This window comes from Granulicella sp. dw_53, assembly GCF_018449545.1.
In the GTDB taxonomy this organism is placed as follows: domain Bacteria; phylum Acidobacteriota; class Terriglobia; order Terriglobales; family Acidobacteriaceae; genus Edaphobacter.
Map to the genome: position 1 here is coordinate 1 of NZ_JAAVUR010000001.1, position 17213 is coordinate 17213.

Here is a 17213-nt window from a genome sequence, read left to right on the forward strand (position 1 = left end):
CAGCAGGCGAATTTCAAAGGATTCTCCAGGAGTAAGATGCAGCAGGATGCGGCTCGCAAGCGACCCGTTCACTGGTGAATATTATGAATGACACAACGACGAAACCGGGCCTCTTACTGAACCGCTGAGCTGGTGAGCCTGTTTGCTTAACGCAGTCACGTCCAGAATCGGCGTGATTACGGAACATGGGGTATTGCTAAGTGTTTGTAAACATGCGCGGCATGCTGAGTGTCAGATATTGCCGACACCTCATGATTCCTCTCTGACGGAATTAACGTCGTGGCGGGCGCTTTGTGCTCGCCCCATTCTTTTCAATATTCTTCATCTTGCTTGTCAGGTATTTAGGCCAGATTCATAGGTCCGGGGAGCAAATCGGGGTTGTCTGGGCTAGAGGCGTTAGACGATCCTCAACGACGAGATCTTCCAGTCGATGAAGGAACTGCAGGTGCTGGTCGAATGCTGAGGCACTACAACACCATCCGACGAAACTCTTCGCTCGTTTGTTGATCGCACACCGCGGAGACATGGCAACACAAGAGCAAGGCAGGTATGGAGAAGTGGAGAGCAAAGTAGGGTTCCCACTTCTCCTCACACTCGACGGCACCGATTGGAAAGTTTTTATAAATGCCACTAGGTTTGGGTTTACCAAAATGGATTTGTATGCTCTGTTGCTTGTTAAGTGATCATGCAACATATGGGCGGATGTGATGAGCATACGATTCCGAGACAATTTAGTGACATTTTTAAGATGATCCGCAAACAATTCACTCGCGAATCGATCGTAAGCTGAAAGGGGATTTAGCTGTAAGTTATCCGATTTAAATTGGAATCCTCTCCGCCGATGAAAATTAAGCCAAAACATTTGCGTCATCCCCTTCGATCGGTAAATTCCATTCGCAATTTATTGAGACATCACTTTGAAGAGAAGAAATTTGCTAACCAGGGGAAACGTTACTTTTCTGATGATGCACGATACGTTCCTGAGAACGTGACTGCGGGATTTGCCGATCGCGTTGAGCCGGCGGATAACGATACAGTATTGCTAAATAGGATTTGCGACGCGTACGCCAAGGCGGTAGAACAGGAATCATTTGTCTCGGAGACATACAGAGCGACAGAATGGTGGGAGCAACAGAGATATGGGAGTCTGGAGCCTGTCAGGCTGGCCCTGTCAGCATTCGACGTCGATGCTTTATATCGAATGTATCGCAATTTTTATCGAGATCCTTGTTCCGCCGGTTTGATCGCGCCACAATGTGCGTTGAACCAATACTTCAGCCCAAAGATTAGAGATGTTCATCGCCGCTTTTACCTCGCCGACACTTTATATCGTCTTGATCTCTGGCAAGTCCAGACTGAGGATCACTTTTCTTTAAGTGATCTCGCGGGCCCCGAGATTGGCAATCCATTTGGCTTGATGGTTGACAACACGCTGATAAGGATCGGTGCTGAATATCAGCATTACTGTGCATTCAGGTTAGGAAACTTACTAAGTTCCGGGGCCTCTACAGTTGCAGAGATCGGCGGCGGCTTTGGCGGAATGGCCTATTACCTCCTTAGAGACCATCCGCAAACGACCTATCTAAGTTTTGATGTGCCAGAGAGCATTGCATTGATGTCCTACTACCTCATAAAGGCATTTCCGCAACTTCAATTTTTGCTTTTCGGAGAAAAAGAACTCACTGCTGAAACTATCGCTCAAGCCGATGTCGTTTTGATGCCGGTCTTTGAGCTAACGAAAATGCCTCCACGAAGCGTTGATATAATCTTCAGTTCTCATGCAATGTCCAACTTATCTAGTAGAGCGGTCGTGGAATATCTCACTCATATAACTCATATGGGGCGTAACTATTTTCTTGATATTGGTGATGACCATCATGGTGAATCGCCGCTCGACTTAAAGATCCCTCCAAATGCCCCGCTGGAACTTGCGGAAGTGCGTGCATCCGAATGGAACCGTCATAGGATTTCTCATTCCCAAGAGGTCGAACGTTTATATCGAATTACTAATCAATCGAATGGCTGAGAAGATCCAAGGGGGACAGAATGCCGAGCGCCAACAAGATCCATAATCTCCTTAAGAAGGTCATTTTCGGCGATACATTGCTCCCTCAAGAGTTCACGGTTCCGTTGATTGCACCCCAAAAGGAGATAACGGTATGGTTGCACGGTCTAGGTGTACCCCGCGACGTCACCTATTGCCAATCGACAGTATGTTCAGCTCCGTTCATCATTTGCATTGCTTTCGACACTATACAAGCACCCGATAAGCAGAACCTAGAGCGACTTTCTTTGAAATTTTGCGAAAGCGATGGACATGGCCAAGTGCTAGGCGAGATTGGCCTCAGATTAACCAACAGAGTGTCACTATCTGACTTGACGCTATTTTTTTTTGAAGCTCGAAGCTCGGCGAACTACTGCCTTTCGAGAATCCGTTTAGGTTCCCATTACTTGCTTCAGGCGTACACTACGAAGCACCAAGTCAACACGTCCGGAATGAAGATGTCATTTGTTGAGAGACGAGCGGCGATGGTGTCGTTTATTCGACCTCATCCTACTTCAATCGTGAGTGTCAACGACGAGGTTGGAGGAAATATTTTTATCATGAATTTGATGGGCGATCTCGGGAACAATTATTTTGCTTTCGCATTGAAGAGCACAAGAAAGCCTGCACATCTTGTAGAGCGAACCGGTCGCATCGCCTTGAGTAGTGTGCCCTTCCATGAAGGGAAGACAGCGTTTCAGCTTGCAGCTAATCACTTCAAAGAATCTATAGAGTGGGACCAGCTACCGTTTGCGACGATGAGATCCCGCATTTTTGATATCCCAGTGCCGGATTTCGCTTTACGTGTCCGCGAGATGAAAGTTGAGCTTATACATAAAATCGGTAGTCATACACTTTTTGTCGCACGAGTTGTTAGTAATCAAACATTTTCAGTGGGGGAGGAGCTACATGTTGTCCACGGGTTTTACCAAGCAAGGCGCCTAAAAGAATCTGGCGCAACACTGAAGGCGTCGCTTGCTATGGATTCCTTGAACAAATCGGGATCTCGATCGGTATAGAAGCGAAATCGCCTATCTTAATCAACTCCTACAACCTATTCATTCGACTGACAATTAAGTTACAAAGGCCAGACGATTCTTTGACATTTCGACGAGCTATAGTTGTTAGTTTAGCTGACATGCCGCCTCCGACTCAATACTTCAACCTCTTCAAAATGGCAAGGTTATCACTACCCGCTATCTTTGCCTTGTCCATGCTTTGCACGGCGAGTTATGGGACTGCACAAAACACGCCGCTCCTCTCTGGCGGAGTTGGTTTTTTCTCAAATACCAATGCGGGCAATACAACTTACACGCCGATCATGCAGCCTCTCCTAGCTGCACCTGTCGGGCGACACTTTCTTATAGAATCTCGCGCCTCTCTCCTCGAGACTTGGACTCCGAAAGGTCAAGGTACTCCGGGTTACGACCACATGCACTTTGTTGATCTTACCTACTTGCAGGGAGACTATATCGCATCGCAGCACCTTACGATTGTAGGTGGCAGCTTTTTACTGCCCTTCGCCACCTACAACGAGCGTCTCTCTCCTATCTGGATCAGCAACTTCCAAGATGCTCCGATTAGCTCCACTATCGGCATTCAATCAACCGGTATAGGTCTCGGAGGTATGCTGCGCGGTTCCGCAATTTCGCGTAGAAAGTACTCCATCGACTATGCTGCTTACTTCTCCGCACGTAGTAACAATTCAGAGTTTCCTGCGCGGCGATCTGCCGGAGGGCGCGCCAGCCTCTATCTACCCGATCAGCGTCTGGAGATTGGCTTTTCTTATAGTCGCCTCCTCCAAGGCGTGAACGAAAATTTCATTGCGACACATGTTTGGTGGGAACCCAAGGATACCGGCTTGCGTATACGCTCGGAGGTAAGCCGCGGCGAACACGCAAAGGGCTATTGGGTTGAGACCGCCTACCGACTCCAGACCTTTGGCGGTCCAGATAGCCTCATAGGCCGCTTGGAACCTGTTTTTCGAATGCAGCAGACCTTCCGGTCCGACAAGAGCACCATCAGTGATGGCGTTCCGCTCGTTAACACACAACGTGCCGACTTTGGGCTGGATTACAACTTACCTCACAACACTAGAATCCTTACTAGCTACGCGCGACAGTTCTCCCCCAACGGCAACCAAAACGTCTGGGAGACGGGAATCGTCTATCGTTTTCTATTTCCAGCCTGGAAAGGTAAATAACCATGAACACAATGCATTTGCTCTTTGGTTTTTTCGTCCTGGCTGCAATATCTGCACCAGAGGGTCATACTCAGACTGCGCCACCCGCTACGCAGCCGGCTAAACAAAAAGCCGCGAGTGCGCCAGCGGGACAATCGCACGGAGATGAAGGTGAACGCATCTTTCAGCAGAATTGCTCTCGCTGCCACAACACCCCGCAGGGTTTTTCCCCTCGGATTGCGGGCACCGTAGTTCGCCACATGCGTGTCCGTGCCTCCCTCAGTCAACATGATGAACAAGAATTACTTCGTTTTTTCAATCCCTAACCACACGGAAATCGCGAGCGGACGGGTTGTCCATGATGTACTGTGTGTCGACCGATACGACTGAGCGAAACTGCATTTTCTCGTCGGTTCCTGATGACCCATTCTTTCTGCAAGTCCGTTGTCGTAGTCTAGAGATGTCTATGGAAAGCGGATAAATTGGAAGATAGGCCGGAACGGATGTTAGCATCCTCAACAATAGAAGATATGTTGTCGAGTCCGTGCCGGATTCGCCAAGCCTGGTAAAAGCCATGGACGACAGATAGTTCCGGGCCTTCGGCAAGACGCTCGTCAGAGATGGTTCGGGCGATGAATATCGAATGGCTTCCAACCCTGTAAACGGATTCGATCTCCATCTCGCGAATCCGTGGAGAGAAGACAGGAACGGGAGTTCCGAGAGTGTTGGAAGGTTTAGTTTCAAAGGGGAGCTCCTCCCATTTGATGGAAAAATTGTTGTGATTGATCGCCAGATTAAACGCCGTAGATCCACGCTCTATGGGGGTATCGCTCAGAGCGAAGAAGCGGACATGTTCCAGAAACATCGCAGGTATCTTCCACGCAGTGAGCGCAAAGGCAAAATAACCGTCGTGGAGATCGCTCATAATATTCAAAGGGAAGATGTTGGCTCGTTCGTCGTCTTGAACGCTGACAAGCGAAATGGGCCGCGGACAAATGAACAAGACGCTCATGGCACGTAGTTCTAAGTCAGAAGGCTTGATGGATGCTTTGCTGTGTTGCTGTCTCCAGGTATGGAGCAGGCTTCGCGTCCAGATCTGAAATTTGGGGTAGCAATAATTGGCGGCGCTGTTGGGTTCAAAGATCTGAATCTCCCCTTTGCCCACTTCGATGGTTTTTATCCATTTGAGACCAATCTCTCCCAACATTTTTTTCTTCCCACTGTTCTCGCAGAACCGAAGTAATAGACGGGTGCGTTCGTTCTGGTTGGGACCTGGGCTCGATTCAAAGGCAATCCAGAATGTACAGGGGACGCTTGAAGCGGGAGCATGACAACGTGTAACATCGCGCGGCGGCCCAAAACCGTGCAGCCAAACTGTGATTTCGGTCTGGGGATTAGACTGTTTGATAAAAAATCGAGTTGGAAGAATGTCTCCTCCAAAGACGAATTGTTTGATCGCTTTCCGAACGTATAAATTAAATGCCATAGATTTGATCTGCCTCGCAACCCTTAGACAACGGCACAATATGTTTGACAAGTCAGCCGAACTGTCGCGCCTAAGTTAAAGCCGCAATGCAGTTTGCTTTTGTCATATTTAGGGCCTCCGTCTCTATAGAAATAGAAAGCAAATTCATGTTCTCGAATGCATCTTCGACAACAGAAGCAATTGCGGCGAGTTCTTTTACGATCGAGAGCTTGTAAGCTCGTGCCAGTGGAGGGCGATGTCGGGAAGCAGTACGGCCATAAAAGTAATAACGATAATCTCCATCGCAAATCCTGCTTCACTATGACGGTTCCAAGCTGGAATTGGCTGCAATACACGGGTGGCAACGAAAGTGAGGGTTACAGCATACGAACGTATCATCCACTCCCGATGTTGTCGGAAGTATCCGTTACGTGCTGTCAGAAAGGCAGCTGCTGTGGTAATCATCCATGTGCCGCTTTGCACGGCAGTGGCCGCAACAAAGTGAATGGCCCTTGGGTCATGACGGTGATTTGACATCACGATACCGAGTGGAGCAGAGACGAAAACAGAAAATACATAAACTCGGCCAAGCACACGATGAAACCTAGGGCTGCGGCGGCGAAGACGCCTGGAAAACTGAAGCGGTCCGCTCAGTAACGCGAGGATTCCTGCCGTGACGTGCGGAATAATCAACAACAAAATTGTGCGTAGATAAGCGCGCTCCTTCGCTTGGTTGAGGAGTGGTACTTCACTGTAAAAAATTACCGAGAGCGTCATGGCCCCAATGGCGATCCAAACTGCCATTTTCAGTTTTTTTCGGCGCGAAGTGGAAATGGAGAGCGAAGAAACCGCCTTTTCTGAAGTCAGGGCGCCATCGATCATAACGACTCCTTGGAAGTACAAGCTTCGGATTTCATCGCTCCGGTGCGATGGTTGTAAGTTCGTGCTTGTTACTGCGGCAATCTAGCTATTGAGAATTTCGTCAGCAGCACTTCGTACAAAGCACTGCTCAAACGTTGTCGAAGTGGCCAGAGCTGCAGCGCCGCCGACGCCAGCACCGGAGATCTTATGGCTGTGCCATTCTGAGAACCGCGTATCGGTTAATTTAAAATTGCTAGGTTCTGTACAAAGGACGTTCTTAGTGACCTCGCTAGTTCTTTCATTATTCATATACAGAAGGCAATCCCGCGTCATTGTGGAAGCTCTCTCCAAATAACTTCCTAACCTCTCTGAAGACATAGTCGACAGTCCGTAGGAACTGAAAGTGAGATCGACGATTTCCGCTGGCATCGTCTGAATCTCAAAGAGTGGCATGAGCACCACGTTTGCCCTGTCGATTGTTTCTTGGGTCACCTCATCCTCACCGTAAAGGAGAAAGTCGAGCCGGGGAAAAGATTTCATAAGGTAATACGAACTCAGAGCAATACTCTCCGGAACATCAAAATTTAGATAAGTAATAGCAGGATGGTCGCGGAGCAAATAGTATGCGATGCCTCCAAACCCGCCCCTAATCTCGGCGACGGTAGTACGGTCAGATCGGAATAGGCTACCTACTCTCTGAGCACAATAATGTGCATATTCCGAGCCCACACTAATAGGTGTTCCGTCTATAACCACTCCAAAGGGGTTTCCAACTCCCGGTCCCTTCAGATGGCTCAACGCAAAGCGACCCTCGGTTACAGTCTTCCAATAGTCAAGCCGATACAAAACATGACTCAAATAGAAATGGCGGTACATGTCCTTTATTTCTCCGCCAAAATAAGCTTTAGACATTCCATTTGGCGGCGCCAATAATCCCGACGAACATGTATCGCGAAAAAGGTTCCGATACATGTTCCCCAAGGTCTCTGTATCTCTGTTGAGAAGTGCTCGAATGACTGGGCCTAAACTTCGTTCTCGTACTCGCTCCCACACTTCTGGCACCTTGTATGCATCTGACGCAAAATGTTCTTGTTCGCGTGTTTGGATATAAGCCGCACATATCCTATCGAGCAGTTTCGAATCGTCTATCGAACTATCCATTACAGATTTGAATCCGGCCGTGACATTCTGCAAATCGTAGCGTTTGTCGCCGCGAAAATGGCGCCGACCATGATTTGCAAATTCCCACATTCTAAGGCGCTTAGCAAGCGACGCTCGGGCGACGGTTGCTGCTTGAAAACATCGATGCAGGATCCGCGGTTTCACTATTTGATCCCCTGGCTAAATATGTTGTCACTATAAGCATGGCTTAGGGATTCAGAGTCGGTGAGATGATCTCCCTCTCCGGGTGCCAGGAAGAGATTAGTCTCGAGCCCATGCTGACGAGTGTAGAGATCGTAATAGCGACCCTGACGCATGTAGAGTGAGTGATGTGTCCCCCTTTCGACAATTCTTCCGTTTTCAATCACTAAGATCTGGTCGGCACGTCGGATGGTGGAAAGCCGGTGGGCAATGACGAATGTAGTTCGACCCTCCATCAGGAAGTTGAGGCCGTCTTGGATGAGAGCTTCCGTCTCGGAGTCCAGTGAACTGGTGGCTTCATCAAGAATGAGGATGCGTGGATCGGCCAAAACGGCACGGGCAATAGAAAGACGCTGACGCTGCCCGCCGGAGAGTTTTACCCCACGTTCGCCGACGATAGTTTCATACTGTTGCGGCAAACGTTCAGCAAACTCATCAACACGGGCGATTCGGCAAGCAACTAATAATTGTTCCTTAGTCGCTTGAGGCCGACTGAAGAGAACGTTCTCGCGAATACTTCCGTCGAAGAGAAACGTGTCTTGCAAGACAATTCCCAGTTGTTGACGATAGTTACTCAGTTTAACTGTAGTGAGGTCAATACCATCGATCAAAACCTTCCCGCCGACAGCATTATGAAACCCACAAATAAGAGAGATGATCGTTGACTTGCCGGAGCCTGACGAGCCGACCAAGGCGGTAATGGTGCCAGGCTTGGATGTAAAGCTAATGTCGTGTAGGACTGGTTTGTCAGTCATATAAGCGAAGGCCACATTCTCGAACGCCACGGCTCCTTGAATTGGATTAAGGACTTGGCGACGCCCCGGTTCACTGTCTTCTCTACTATGTTTCAATATTTCGGAGGTACGATCTAACCCAGCCAATGCCTCTGTAAGTTGCGTTCCAATGCTGACTAACAGTGCAACAGGCGCAGCCATAAAAGCCAATAGCATGGTGAACTCTACATATCCCCCGACGTCTAAGCGATGAACCATGACCTCTCGCGCGCCAACGTACATAACAAGACCGCCAACCACGCCAATCACCACCGTAGAACAGAGCGACATGGAAGATTGTGCACTTATGGATCCGATCATATTCTCTAATAGGCGACCTACGCCGATCGCAAAGACTTGCGCTTCGGTATCTTCAGCGTGGTAGCCCTTGACGACACGTACAGCGCCTAGCGATTCGGTAAGACGTCCAGTAACCTCTGCGTTTATACGCGAACGCTCGCGAAACATTGGCCGCGTGACCCCAAACGCCCTTTTTAAGAACCAACCAAAGGCAATCAGGATACAGAAGGTTAAAATCGTCATGAGTGCGCTAATCCGAACAAGGATGATAAGCGCGATGAGCGCTGTAAGAACACCCCCGGCCAGGTCGAGGAAACCGGCACCGACTAGGTTGCGCACCCCTTCCACATCGGTCATGATCCTAGTTGCGAGCGTGCCAGTGCGATTGCTGTCGTAGAAAGATACAGGAAGTCCACCGACATGCTGCTGGACTTGCATGCGTAGCTTCGCGATTAGACGTTGGCCTGTGATCGATAGCCGCTGTGACAGTACGTAGGTCGTGATGCCTTGGATGCAGGTCGCACCTGCGACTGAACATACGATTAGAGGAAGTTTATCGAAGTGACGCTGGTACATCACGTTGTTGATCAGGTAACGGGAAGAGATGGGGACGGCGAAGCTACAGAAACGATTTACGATCATCAATAAGAAGCTGCCGACGAGAGACCAACGTAGAGGTCCAACGAGATGCCATACTTCCGGCATCACGCTTGCAAGTTTTGGGCTCGACCACGATGCGCCAGACCCCCTCGCCTTGCCCTGGCCACGGTCACGCAAGGGGCGGTCAAGGAAATTCAGGGCTCGGCCCAGCCTGCTAAAACCAAAAGAAAACTTCATGATCAGACCCCATTTTTCTTAGTTCAGTCAGTCTGTGTGGGGCCACCCACTGTAACCTCTGAATTTTCATGTGAGATTTTGACGAGTGAAATTTGGGACTGAAGTTGGCTCAGAATTTTGGCATATCGGGGACGCATCCTCGAAGCTTCTGCGGTTTCGGCAAGCACATTCAGTTCGCCTAAAGATGGTTTTAGTGTCAGAGGCAATTTCTGCCAGAAATATTTGAGATCGTCCGAATGCCAATGGCTATAGATAGCCTCCCATGACCTCCCTGTCGATCCTGGAAATACCAGATTTGCGGGATTAAGTGCTCGTGTGTAGTCCTGAAACCGACAGTCCATTGAAATTCTAATTTGATCGGACGTGTTAGGCGTTGCCGCGTGAACTGTCAAGTCGTGAAAGATAAGCACATCTCCCGCGTTGATTTGTCCGCTTACCCAATCGTCTCCTTGCGCGGTTTCCTTCGCAATAATCCCTGTGGCTGGATTGTTACTTTGAAGGCCAAAACGATGAGAATTTTCCAGGACCTGTAAAGGTCCCACTTCTATTGGACAGTCGTGCAGAGGCATCCAGATGGTGAAGCTACCTGCGTCTCCCGCAATTGACTGATGATCTTGATGTGCCTGAATGACAAAGCGTTCGCACTTTGGAAAGATCAGACGGCCGATGGGTTTAGGATGAACCAGAAGGCGAGGGCCGACAAGTAAACTCATTATCCGCTGCAACGCAGGATGGTGTGGAAATGCATGGAATAATTCAAGTTGAAATATTCGCTCATAGACAGTCTTGAACTCTGGATCAGAATCACCGCAGGCTTCGCTCAAGTCTGCCAGCCGTTCCAGAGGACTAGAATCTGGAAGTAACCAGCCCGCTTCTTGGACTATCTCCAAGATTTGCAGTAATAACGGCTTAATATGACTAACAGGCAACAGCTCTCTGATAAGGACATAGCCCCGAGAGTCCATCTCCTCCTGAAGATAAAGCGACGTTACATCTTTTGCCAAAATAGAACGAAACGATTTCATTAGGTCACCAGCAGACTTTAACCACTCCTGCAACAGGAAAGCTTGAAGTCAATAAACACCCCTAGAGCGAAACTATCGCTACTAGTGCCCCAAGATTACTTGTCAAAATTACGTTTGTTGTCACAAGTTTGTCACTTGATTGTTTTTAGATCTAAAGAGGATAGTTATTTGAGCCACTCGCGCAGAGAACACATCTGAAGCTTTTCTTCGGCCCTCAGTGCCACTTTTGATTTATGAGTTTAGAACTTATGGTGACCAAAAGACATTTCGCAAAGTGGTGGCAGTCCAAAGAGCGAAATAGGGCGGGCTAGGATACGTGCCGTGGGGGCCAAACTGGGGCTACCGTTCCGCTCGATTCAAGCAGTCATTCCATCGTGTGCATAAGATCAGAGTTGATGATCGCTTCCAATTTGTTCGGGATCATTGCCTTCGTGCTTCGCGGGAATGAACGAAGACTCCTGGTCCAAGCGGTGGTCGATGTAGATGGGTAACGCGGCGTTTGTTCATCCATTGATAAAAGCGACCCTCGCATTCCGCGGGCAGCCGCCGTTGTAGCTCCGTGAATAGAGCATCCGAATCCTCCGCAAGGTAAGCGTCGGCGGTTTGCGACGTAGACTGGATCGGACTTTCTGGTCTATCAAGTCGGGTCGGGCGCATGCCTGATAGTGGCGACGAGTTCCGCAACCACCTGCGTGTACGACTTTGTGGTCGGCGCGGATTTGGGGGCAGGTTGGGGGGATCAAAGTGAGAGTACGCCGCGTCCCTCTTGACGCGAGGAGAATGACGCAACAGGTGTCCGCTTATTTCTTAGCGGACACCTATTGCGTGTGCCTTAGGCTGCCTAGGAAGAGAGCGGGTTAAGAGAGCTTGCCAGGTTCCATGGCAATAGCTCCGCGATTCGACTGATCGGGTGGTCAGCGATTCTGGCGAGCACGTTGCGGAGATAGAGTTCCGGGTTGAGGCCGTTGAGCCTGGCTGATCCGAGCAGCGAGTACATGGCGGCGGCACGCTCTCCACCACCATCGGACCCCACAAAAAGAAAGTTTTTCCGGCCAAGCGCGACCGCGCGTAGTGCCCGTTCGGCTGCACTGTTGTCGATCTCGAGCAGACCCTCATCGGCATAGCGCGTGAGGGCATGCCAGCGCGAGAGCGCATAGCGGATCGCGCCTGCGGTCTCACTTTTCGACGATAGTCTGCCCTGTGCCTTCTCCATCCAGAGGCGAAGTTCGGCAAGCAAGGGTCTGGCTCGTGCCTGCCGAATACTCAGCCTGAGATCGGCTGGCTTACCGCGGATCTCCTCCTCGATCGCATAGAGTGCTCCGATCCTGGCCATCGCTTCGGTGGTGGTTGGTGACGCGTGGACGATGTGGATCTCGTGGAACTTGCGCCGGGCATGAGCCCAGCTTGCGTCAGGGTAAGCCTTGGAAAGGGGGAAGCGATGTAAGACAGCACGGAAACCTTTCTTCGCAGTCCAGAGGGTTCGACTCCCTCCCGGCAGAGGCTAGCCAGCCAGCCGGAAGTCAGTCTTGCATGGGCAGGGGCAACTCTGTTCGTGAAGCGTAGACAGCGGGTACTAAAGCTGTGCATTTGGCCACGAAATCATGTCACTGCTGGAGCCTTCGTTTTGTTGGGTGCGGGGGCAGCATCGAGAAGACCGCTACTGGCGAGGTCTACTTGGTCCGGCCGGGGTCTTGGAGCATGGCAGAGGTACGGGATGGAATGCCAAGGAACCTGAGAAGTCCTGTTCTGTCCATGTGAGAAAAGCCGGAATGGGGGACGCCGGCATCGAAATGCCCCTGGCCTGAAAAGACCACCTCCGGTCTGACAGGAGCGCGTAAGCGATACACGAATCGAGAGAGGAAGCGCGGGAGCTGGAAGCGAAACCATAAGCGACCGGTATGCAGTGCAGGATGGCGTAGCGTCTCCGTAGTATCTACGAAGTCGGGGAACCTGATCGAAGGGACCCGGCGGAGAGAAGGGAGACGTCACAGAAGAGAACTGTTGACGGGAAACATGGGAGGGGACACTGAACCCTGCAAACCTGTACACGAAACGGCAGCAGATAGCGGAACTGGCGAGGAACAGGCCCGGTGTGGCGCTGTACTCCTTGAGCCACGTCATCGACCTGGAATGGATGCGGGAGGCTTATCGGCTGACCCGCAAGAGTGGTGCGCCCGGCATCGACGGAGTCGTCGCTGCGGAATGCGAATCGAACCTCGAAGCGAACCTGCAAAGTCTTCTTGGGCGAATCCGTTCCGGCAGCTATAAAGCTCCTCCGGTACGCAGGGTGTACATACCCAAAGCGGACGGCTCGCAAAGGCCGCTCGGTATCCCAACCTTCGAAGACAAGGTGGCGCAACTGGCGATCAGCATGGTGTTGGAGGCTATCTACGAGCAGGACTTTTATCCTTGCTCCTATGGCTTCCGCCCCGGCAAATCGGCGCATCAAGCACTTCAGACACTGCGCACGGGCTTCATGACCCAGGGCTTACGCTGGGTGCTCGATGTCGATATACGCAAGTACTTCGACTCGATCCCGCATAAGCAACTGCGGGAGTTCCTCGACAGACGGGTCACCGACGGTGTTATCCGGAGGATGATCGATAAATGGTTGAAGGCTGGCGTGATGGAAGAAGGACAGTTACGCCAGTCGACTGAAGGCTCTCCTCAAGGAGGCGTGATCTCGCCACTGCTCTCGAACATCTATCTGCACCATGTGCTGGATGAATGGTTCGAAACAGAGGTGCGGCCACGGCTCAAGGGGAGATGTCCCCTTGTCCGGTATGCCGACGATCTTGTGATGGCGTTCGAGGACTTCCTCAGCGCCAAGCGAGTCTTGGCTGTTCTGGGCAAGCGTCTTGCTCGGTATGGCCTTACGCTGCATCCCGAGAAGACACGCTTCATCGACTTCCGCTTCAAGCGGCCTAATGGGATGCGCCATGCGGCAACGAGTGGCACAACGTTCGACTTCCTTGGCTTCACCCATGTCTGGGTGCGGTCCAGGCAAGGGAAGGATGTGGTGCGTCAGAGCACGGCTAAGAGCCGCTTCGCTCGCGCACTCGCTTCCGTGAGCGACTGGTGCAGGCATAACCTGCATCGGGCAATCGTCGAGCAGCATCTCCATCTGAGCCGCGTGATGCGAGGCCATTTTGCCTACTACGGCATCACAGGCAATGGTCGACGACTGCGATGGTACGCGCACCAGGTTGAGAGGATATGGCAGAAGTGGCTCTCCAGACGCGGCCAACAGGGCTCTTTCCTGTGGACTCGTCTGCGTGAGTTGTTGAAGCGGCATCCTCTTCCTTCAGCCAAGATCGTCCATCGCTACGTCGTTGGGAGCGAAGCTCTTCCGTGAGGAACCGGATGCGGGAAAACTGCACGTCCGGATCTGTGAGGGGTGAGGATGGCGACATCCTCACCTACTCGGCACGCAGCCTCATAGATATCGTGTCCATACAGGTGCTGAAAGCCCGCATAGGCGTCGGCCTGAAGAGCACCCCGGAAGGTGCTGAGGTGCCGGCGGGGATGCTCTCCCTTGCGGTCGGGCGAATAAGCGAACCATACGGCTGGCGGTGTCTCGAGGCCAGCTGGACGATCGTCTCTGACATAAGTCCAGAGGCGGCCGGTCCTGGTCTTGCCGTTGCCAGGAGAGAGCACGGGCAGTGGCGTGTCATCGGCATGCAGCTTAGGTCCGGCGAGCACATGCTTCTGGATCGCGTCGAGCAGCGGGCTCAGCAACTCGCTGGCTGCGCCGACCCAGCCAGCCATGGTGGAGCGAGAGATCTCAACATCCTGTCGAGCATAGATCTCCGACTGCACCATGACGCAATCTCAATCGAGATCAGAACCGCATGCAAGAGGGACTCGGCGTACGCTTACGGATCAAAACACCCGGCTGCTTTTTGAGCATCTGGTTTTTGTCGGGCGATTTTGAGGAAGTTGCCGAAGCTGTAATTATGGAAACCGCCCATTGCGGTGAGGCACGCAGTGAATCCTTCGGAACGGCCTTGCTTCCAACTACTCAATGAGGAGCTTTACGTACGCAGCCACAATCCCAATCTTATCAACTAAATTTTGATCGTGAGATTCCGCTCTCTCGCGCTACATTCGGAGCAAAGTCACAGCCCACAAGGGAAATCCCGAGATCATGCACGTTCTTCGCGTCCTCGCCATCCAGCTCCTTGCCCTAACCCTCTCAGCAGCTCCCCTCCAGCAAGCACCAATCACCCCCGACACTCAGTCAGCAGAACCGCCTCCGCCACCCGGCTCGAACTACGATCCCGGCCTCTTCCAAGCACCTCTGGCACCTGCCGATCTCGCCTACCTGCAACAGTTTGTCGGAGCCCCCGCGAAAGATCTCCTCCGGGACAAGCAGTTCAAGAAGCTGATGAAGCTCTTTGTACCGGCTGCATCTTCCACTACGGTCGCGACATGAGCCTCCCCGATGCCCTCTCGATGGCCTTCGACGGCTCTCGCATCCCGGTCGAGCTACGCGACAACCGCTACCTTCTCGTCGCCGGACAGCAGGGACCTTATCTCCAGGGCCGCGGCTTTCTCTGGATCGATCTCCAGACCGGCATCGGTCTCGGCGGCTTCTACTTCGTTCCCACCAACGGCGAACCAACCCCGGCCCTCAATCTCTTCTCGAAGCAAATCAAGGAAGACGCCCTTGGCCTCAGCCAATTCCCCCCGGCCTTCGTCGACGACTTCATTCAGTGGTCGACCAGTGCCCACGTAGGACCGGTCGTCACCCGCTACTTCATCACCGGCAACAATAAGAAGATCCTCCTCGAGCACGACGAAGACTTTTGCGTCTCAGCCGATGGCACCGTCGCTCCGCTTGACGGTGTCTGCGAGCAACTCAACGCCGAAGCCGCCGACCTCGACGTCACCGCTGCCGACTACCTCGACCAGGTACACCATGTGACCAACGCCACCGCCTGGATGCTGAGCCCCTCGCAGGTCTCCTGGCTGGATGTCCGCGAACGCACCTGCGGTGGCGTCCTCGCCTGCCGCATCAACATCACCCACCAACGCATCCACGTCCTCACCGGCCGCCCACCCATCCATCGCTAGCCTATCAAAAACGCGGCAACTGCGACGTTCGTTGTGGCCACCTACTTTTTATTTTATCGGTATGCCATGCCTTTAACTTGCTTATTCATGTTGTTAGGGACACCGCAAGTGTCCTAAAAGGATAAGGTTTGTTCTTTTGCTCTGCTCTTGCCCGTACGCGAGGGTTGAGTGGTAGGAAACTTGCGAGCGTGGGCCTGCGTGAATTCGCTGGTATAGACAGCTCTTGGTGTCTAGTGGGAGGCTTACTGCTAAGACTAAGTTGTCTAGGTGCCGGCTGGAGATGTTTGGAATGGCGAAGAACAATCTGCAAGAACCTTGGATCTGCTGGTGTTGAATACGCTTTCTCAGATGGGCGCGCTGCACGGCTATGGGATTGTGGTGCATATCCAGAGGGCTTCGGAGTAGTTGCTTAGGGTGGAAGATGTTCGCTGTACCGGATGGAGCAGAATGGCTGGATTGGTTCGGAGTGGGGGCTGACGGCAACGAACCAGAAGGCTAAGTATTACACGCTCACTTCGGCGGGTACGGCATAGTTGCGTGAAGCGCATAAGAGCTTCGAGCACTTAGTCAAGGGCGTTCGCACGATCCTGCAATACGCGTAAGAGGAGCTTTCCCCCTCTATGATGCGCCGGCTAGGGAACTTTTTTTTCGTGATTAAAGGTGGCGAGTGAGATCGACGCCGAATTACGGTCGCATATCGAGACGCGGATTGAGGATGGCGTCGCCACGGGTATGTCACTGGCTGAGGCGCGTCGCTACGCGGAGATCCGGTTTGGGAATCGGATCTTAACGAAGAGCGAGTGCTGTGGCTGAGAAGCAAGAGTACGTATTGACTCTAATCTGCGCAGGGCAGTGCGAACCCGAGCAAGGAGTTCCTCGATGCTGAAAGGCTTGGTAACATAGTCGTCGGCGCCAGCATCGAGAGCACGGATCTTGGATTCCACATCCTCGCGCATCGACAACAAGATTATTGGAAGAACGGAGACGGTCCTTACCCGTTTACATAGTTCGATGCCATCCATATCCGGCATCGCAAGATCGGTGACAATGAGGTCCCGCCCCCAATCCTCCTGTAAATTCAGTCCGGAAAGATCGTCGTTAGCCGTCCGAACGTCATAACCGTTCGCAATAAAGCTGGCTCGCAGTGCTCTGATGATCGTGGGTTCATCGTCTGCTGATCTTGCAGGTATTCGATGACACGCGAGCGTGCCCAGTAGAGGTCCGTACCGTCTTCAAAAACGACATACGCGTAGGAATCGCCAGGCATAGTCTGCGCGCGGACGGCTTT

14 protein-coding genes and 2 pseudogenes are annotated in these 17213 nt (G+C 52.0%); 8 read left to right on the forward strand and 8 right to left on the reverse strand.

Annotated elements, in window-relative coordinates; all coding sequences use genetic code 11:
- Positions 1-841 precede the first annotated feature (841 nt).
- From HB393_RS00005 to HB393_RS00015, 3 genes are all read left to right on the forward strand, one after another.
- Positions 842-2026, forward strand: a complete 1185-nt coding sequence (locus HB393_RS00005; RefSeq protein WP_213803102.1) for a putative sugar O-methyltransferase — start codon at positions 842-844, stop codon at positions 2024-2026.
- A 20-nt stretch (positions 2027-2046) separates the two neighbouring features.
- Complete coding sequence (locus tag HB393_RS00010; RefSeq protein WP_213803103.1) at positions 2047-3063, forward strand: flavin reductase; 1017 nt, start codon at positions 2047-2049, stop codon at positions 3061-3063.
- A gap of 413 nt (positions 3064-3476) precedes the next feature.
- Positions 3477-4247 (forward strand): hypothetical protein, encoded by a 771-nt coding sequence (locus HB393_RS00015; protein WP_255550685.1) that lies wholly within the window; start codon positions 3477-3479, stop codon positions 4245-4247.
- 433 nt (positions 4248-4680) lie between these two features.
- On the opposite strand, the gene HB393_RS00020 is transcribed toward HB393_RS00015, so the two are convergent.
- The 6 genes and pseudogenes from HB393_RS00020 to HB393_RS00045 form a co-directional block, all read right to left on the reverse strand.
- On the reverse strand, positions 4681-5712 hold the full coding sequence (locus HB393_RS00020) for a hypothetical protein (RefSeq protein WP_213803104.1): 1032 nt from the start codon (positions 5710-5712) through the stop codon (positions 4681-4683).
- 195 nt (positions 5713-5907) lie between these two features.
- Positions 5908-6573 (reverse strand): DUF2306 domain-containing protein, encoded by a 666-nt coding sequence (locus HB393_RS00025; protein WP_213803105.1) that lies wholly within the window; start codon positions 6571-6573, stop codon positions 5908-5910.
- 81 nt (positions 6574-6654) lie between these two features.
- On the reverse strand, positions 6655-7878 hold the full coding sequence (locus HB393_RS25570; protein WP_213803106.1) for a putative sugar O-methyltransferase: 1224 nt from the start codon (positions 7876-7878) through the stop codon (positions 6655-6657).
- Positions 7878-9824 carry an ABC transporter ATP-binding protein gene (locus tag HB393_RS00035; protein ID WP_213803107.1) on the reverse strand — a complete coding sequence of 649 codons (1947 nt, stop codon included), beginning with the start codon at positions 9822-9824 and terminating at the stop codon, positions 7878-7880. The genes HB393_RS25570 and HB393_RS00035 overlap by 1 nt, the downstream gene beginning before the upstream one ends.
- Positions 9825-9847: 23 nt before the next feature.
- A complete protein-coding gene (locus HB393_RS00040) occupies positions 9848-10849 on the reverse strand; it encodes a phytanoyl-CoA dioxygenase family protein (protein ID WP_213803108.1) in 1002 nt (333 codons plus the stop codon).
- Between the two features lie 841 nt (positions 10850-11690).
- A pseudogene (locus HB393_RS00045) lies at positions 11691-12248 on the reverse strand (transposase); the annotation flags it as partial.
- A gap of 693 nt (positions 12249-12941) precedes the next feature.
- Between HB393_RS00045 and ltrA the strand changes: the two are divergent.
- On the forward strand, positions 12942-14204 hold the full coding sequence (ltrA, locus tag HB393_RS00050; protein WP_213803109.1) for a group II intron reverse transcriptase/maturase: 1263 nt from the start codon (positions 12942-12944) through the stop codon (positions 14202-14204).
- 71 nt (positions 14205-14275) lie between these two features.
- On the opposite strand, the pseudogene HB393_RS00055 reads toward ltrA, so the two are convergent.
- A pseudogene (locus HB393_RS00055) lies at positions 14276-14665 on the reverse strand (IS66 family transposase); the annotation flags it as partial.
- A gap of 35 nt (positions 14666-14700) precedes the next feature.
- On the opposite strand from HB393_RS00055, the gene HB393_RS25575 reads away from it, so the two are divergent.
- The 4 genes from HB393_RS25575 to HB393_RS25580 all read left to right on the forward strand — a co-directional run bounded on the left by HB393_RS25575 (position 14701) and on the right by HB393_RS25580 (position 16738).
- Positions 14701-14877: a hypothetical protein gene (locus tag HB393_RS25575; protein WP_213803111.1), complete on the forward strand. Its 177-nt coding sequence runs from the start codon at positions 14701-14703 to the stop codon at positions 14875-14877.
- A 119-nt stretch (positions 14878-14996) separates the two neighbouring features.
- A complete protein-coding gene (locus tag HB393_RS24970) occupies positions 14997-15284 on the forward strand; it encodes a hypothetical protein (RefSeq protein WP_255550686.1) in 288 nt (95 codons plus the stop codon).
- Positions 15281-15925, forward strand: a complete 645-nt coding sequence (locus HB393_RS00065) for a hypothetical protein (RefSeq protein WP_255550687.1) — start codon at positions 15281-15283, stop codon at positions 15923-15925. The genes HB393_RS24970 and HB393_RS00065 overlap by 4 nt, the downstream gene beginning before the upstream one ends.
- Positions 15926-16585: 660 nt before the next feature.
- Positions 16586-16738 carry a permease prefix domain 1-containing protein gene (locus HB393_RS25580; RefSeq protein WP_345944946.1) on the forward strand — a complete coding sequence of 51 codons (153 nt, stop codon included), beginning with the start codon at positions 16586-16588 and terminating at the stop codon, positions 16736-16738.
- Here HB393_RS25580 and HB393_RS00075 read toward each other — a convergent pair.
- Positions 16681-17139, reverse strand: coding sequence for a response regulator (locus HB393_RS00075; RefSeq protein ID WP_213803633.1), 459 nt, complete (start codon positions 17137-17139; stop codon positions 16681-16683). The genes HB393_RS25580 and HB393_RS00075 overlap by 58 nt on opposite strands.
- Positions 17140-17213 lie beyond the last annotated feature (74 nt).

What these genes read in the sequence shown, in the direction of transcription:
- HB393_RS00005 (WP_213803102.1), top strand. Translation starts at nt 842, where the DNA reads ATGAAAATTAAGCCAAAACATTTGCGTCATCCCCTTCGATCGGTAAAT.
- HB393_RS00010 (WP_213803103.1), top strand. Translation starts at nt 2,047, where the DNA reads ATGCCGAGCGCCAACAAGATCCATAATCTCCTTAAGAAGGTCATTTTC.
- HB393_RS00015 (WP_255550685.1), top strand. Translation starts at nt 3,477, where the DNA reads ATGCACTTTGTTGATCTTACCTACTTGCAGGGAGACTATATCGCATCG.
- HB393_RS00020 (WP_213803104.1), bottom strand. Translation starts at nt 5,712, where the DNA reads ATGGCATTTAATTTATACGTTCGGAAAGCGATCAAACAATTCGTCTTT.
- HB393_RS00025 (WP_213803105.1), bottom strand. Translation starts at nt 6,573, where the DNA reads ATGATCGATGGCGCCCTGACTTCAGAAAAGGCGGTTTCTTCGCTCTCC.
- HB393_RS00035 (WP_213803107.1), bottom strand. Translation starts at nt 9,824, where the DNA reads ATGAAGTTTTCTTTTGGTTTTAGCAGGCTGGGCCGAGCCCTGAATTTC.
- HB393_RS00040 (WP_213803108.1), bottom strand. Translation starts at nt 10,849, where the DNA reads ATGAAATCGTTTCGTTCTATTTTGGCAAAAGATGTAACGTCGCTTTAT.
- HB393_RS25575 (WP_213803111.1), top strand. Translation starts at nt 14,701, where the DNA reads ATGCAAGAGGGACTCGGCGTACGCTTACGGATCAAAACACCCGGCTGC.
- HB393_RS24970 (WP_255550686.1), top strand. Translation starts at nt 14,997, where the DNA reads ATGCACGTTCTTCGCGTCCTCGCCATCCAGCTCCTTGCCCTAACCCTC.
- HB393_RS00065 (WP_255550687.1), top strand. Translation starts at nt 15,281, where the DNA reads ATGAGCCTCCCCGATGCCCTCTCGATGGCCTTCGACGGCTCTCGCATC.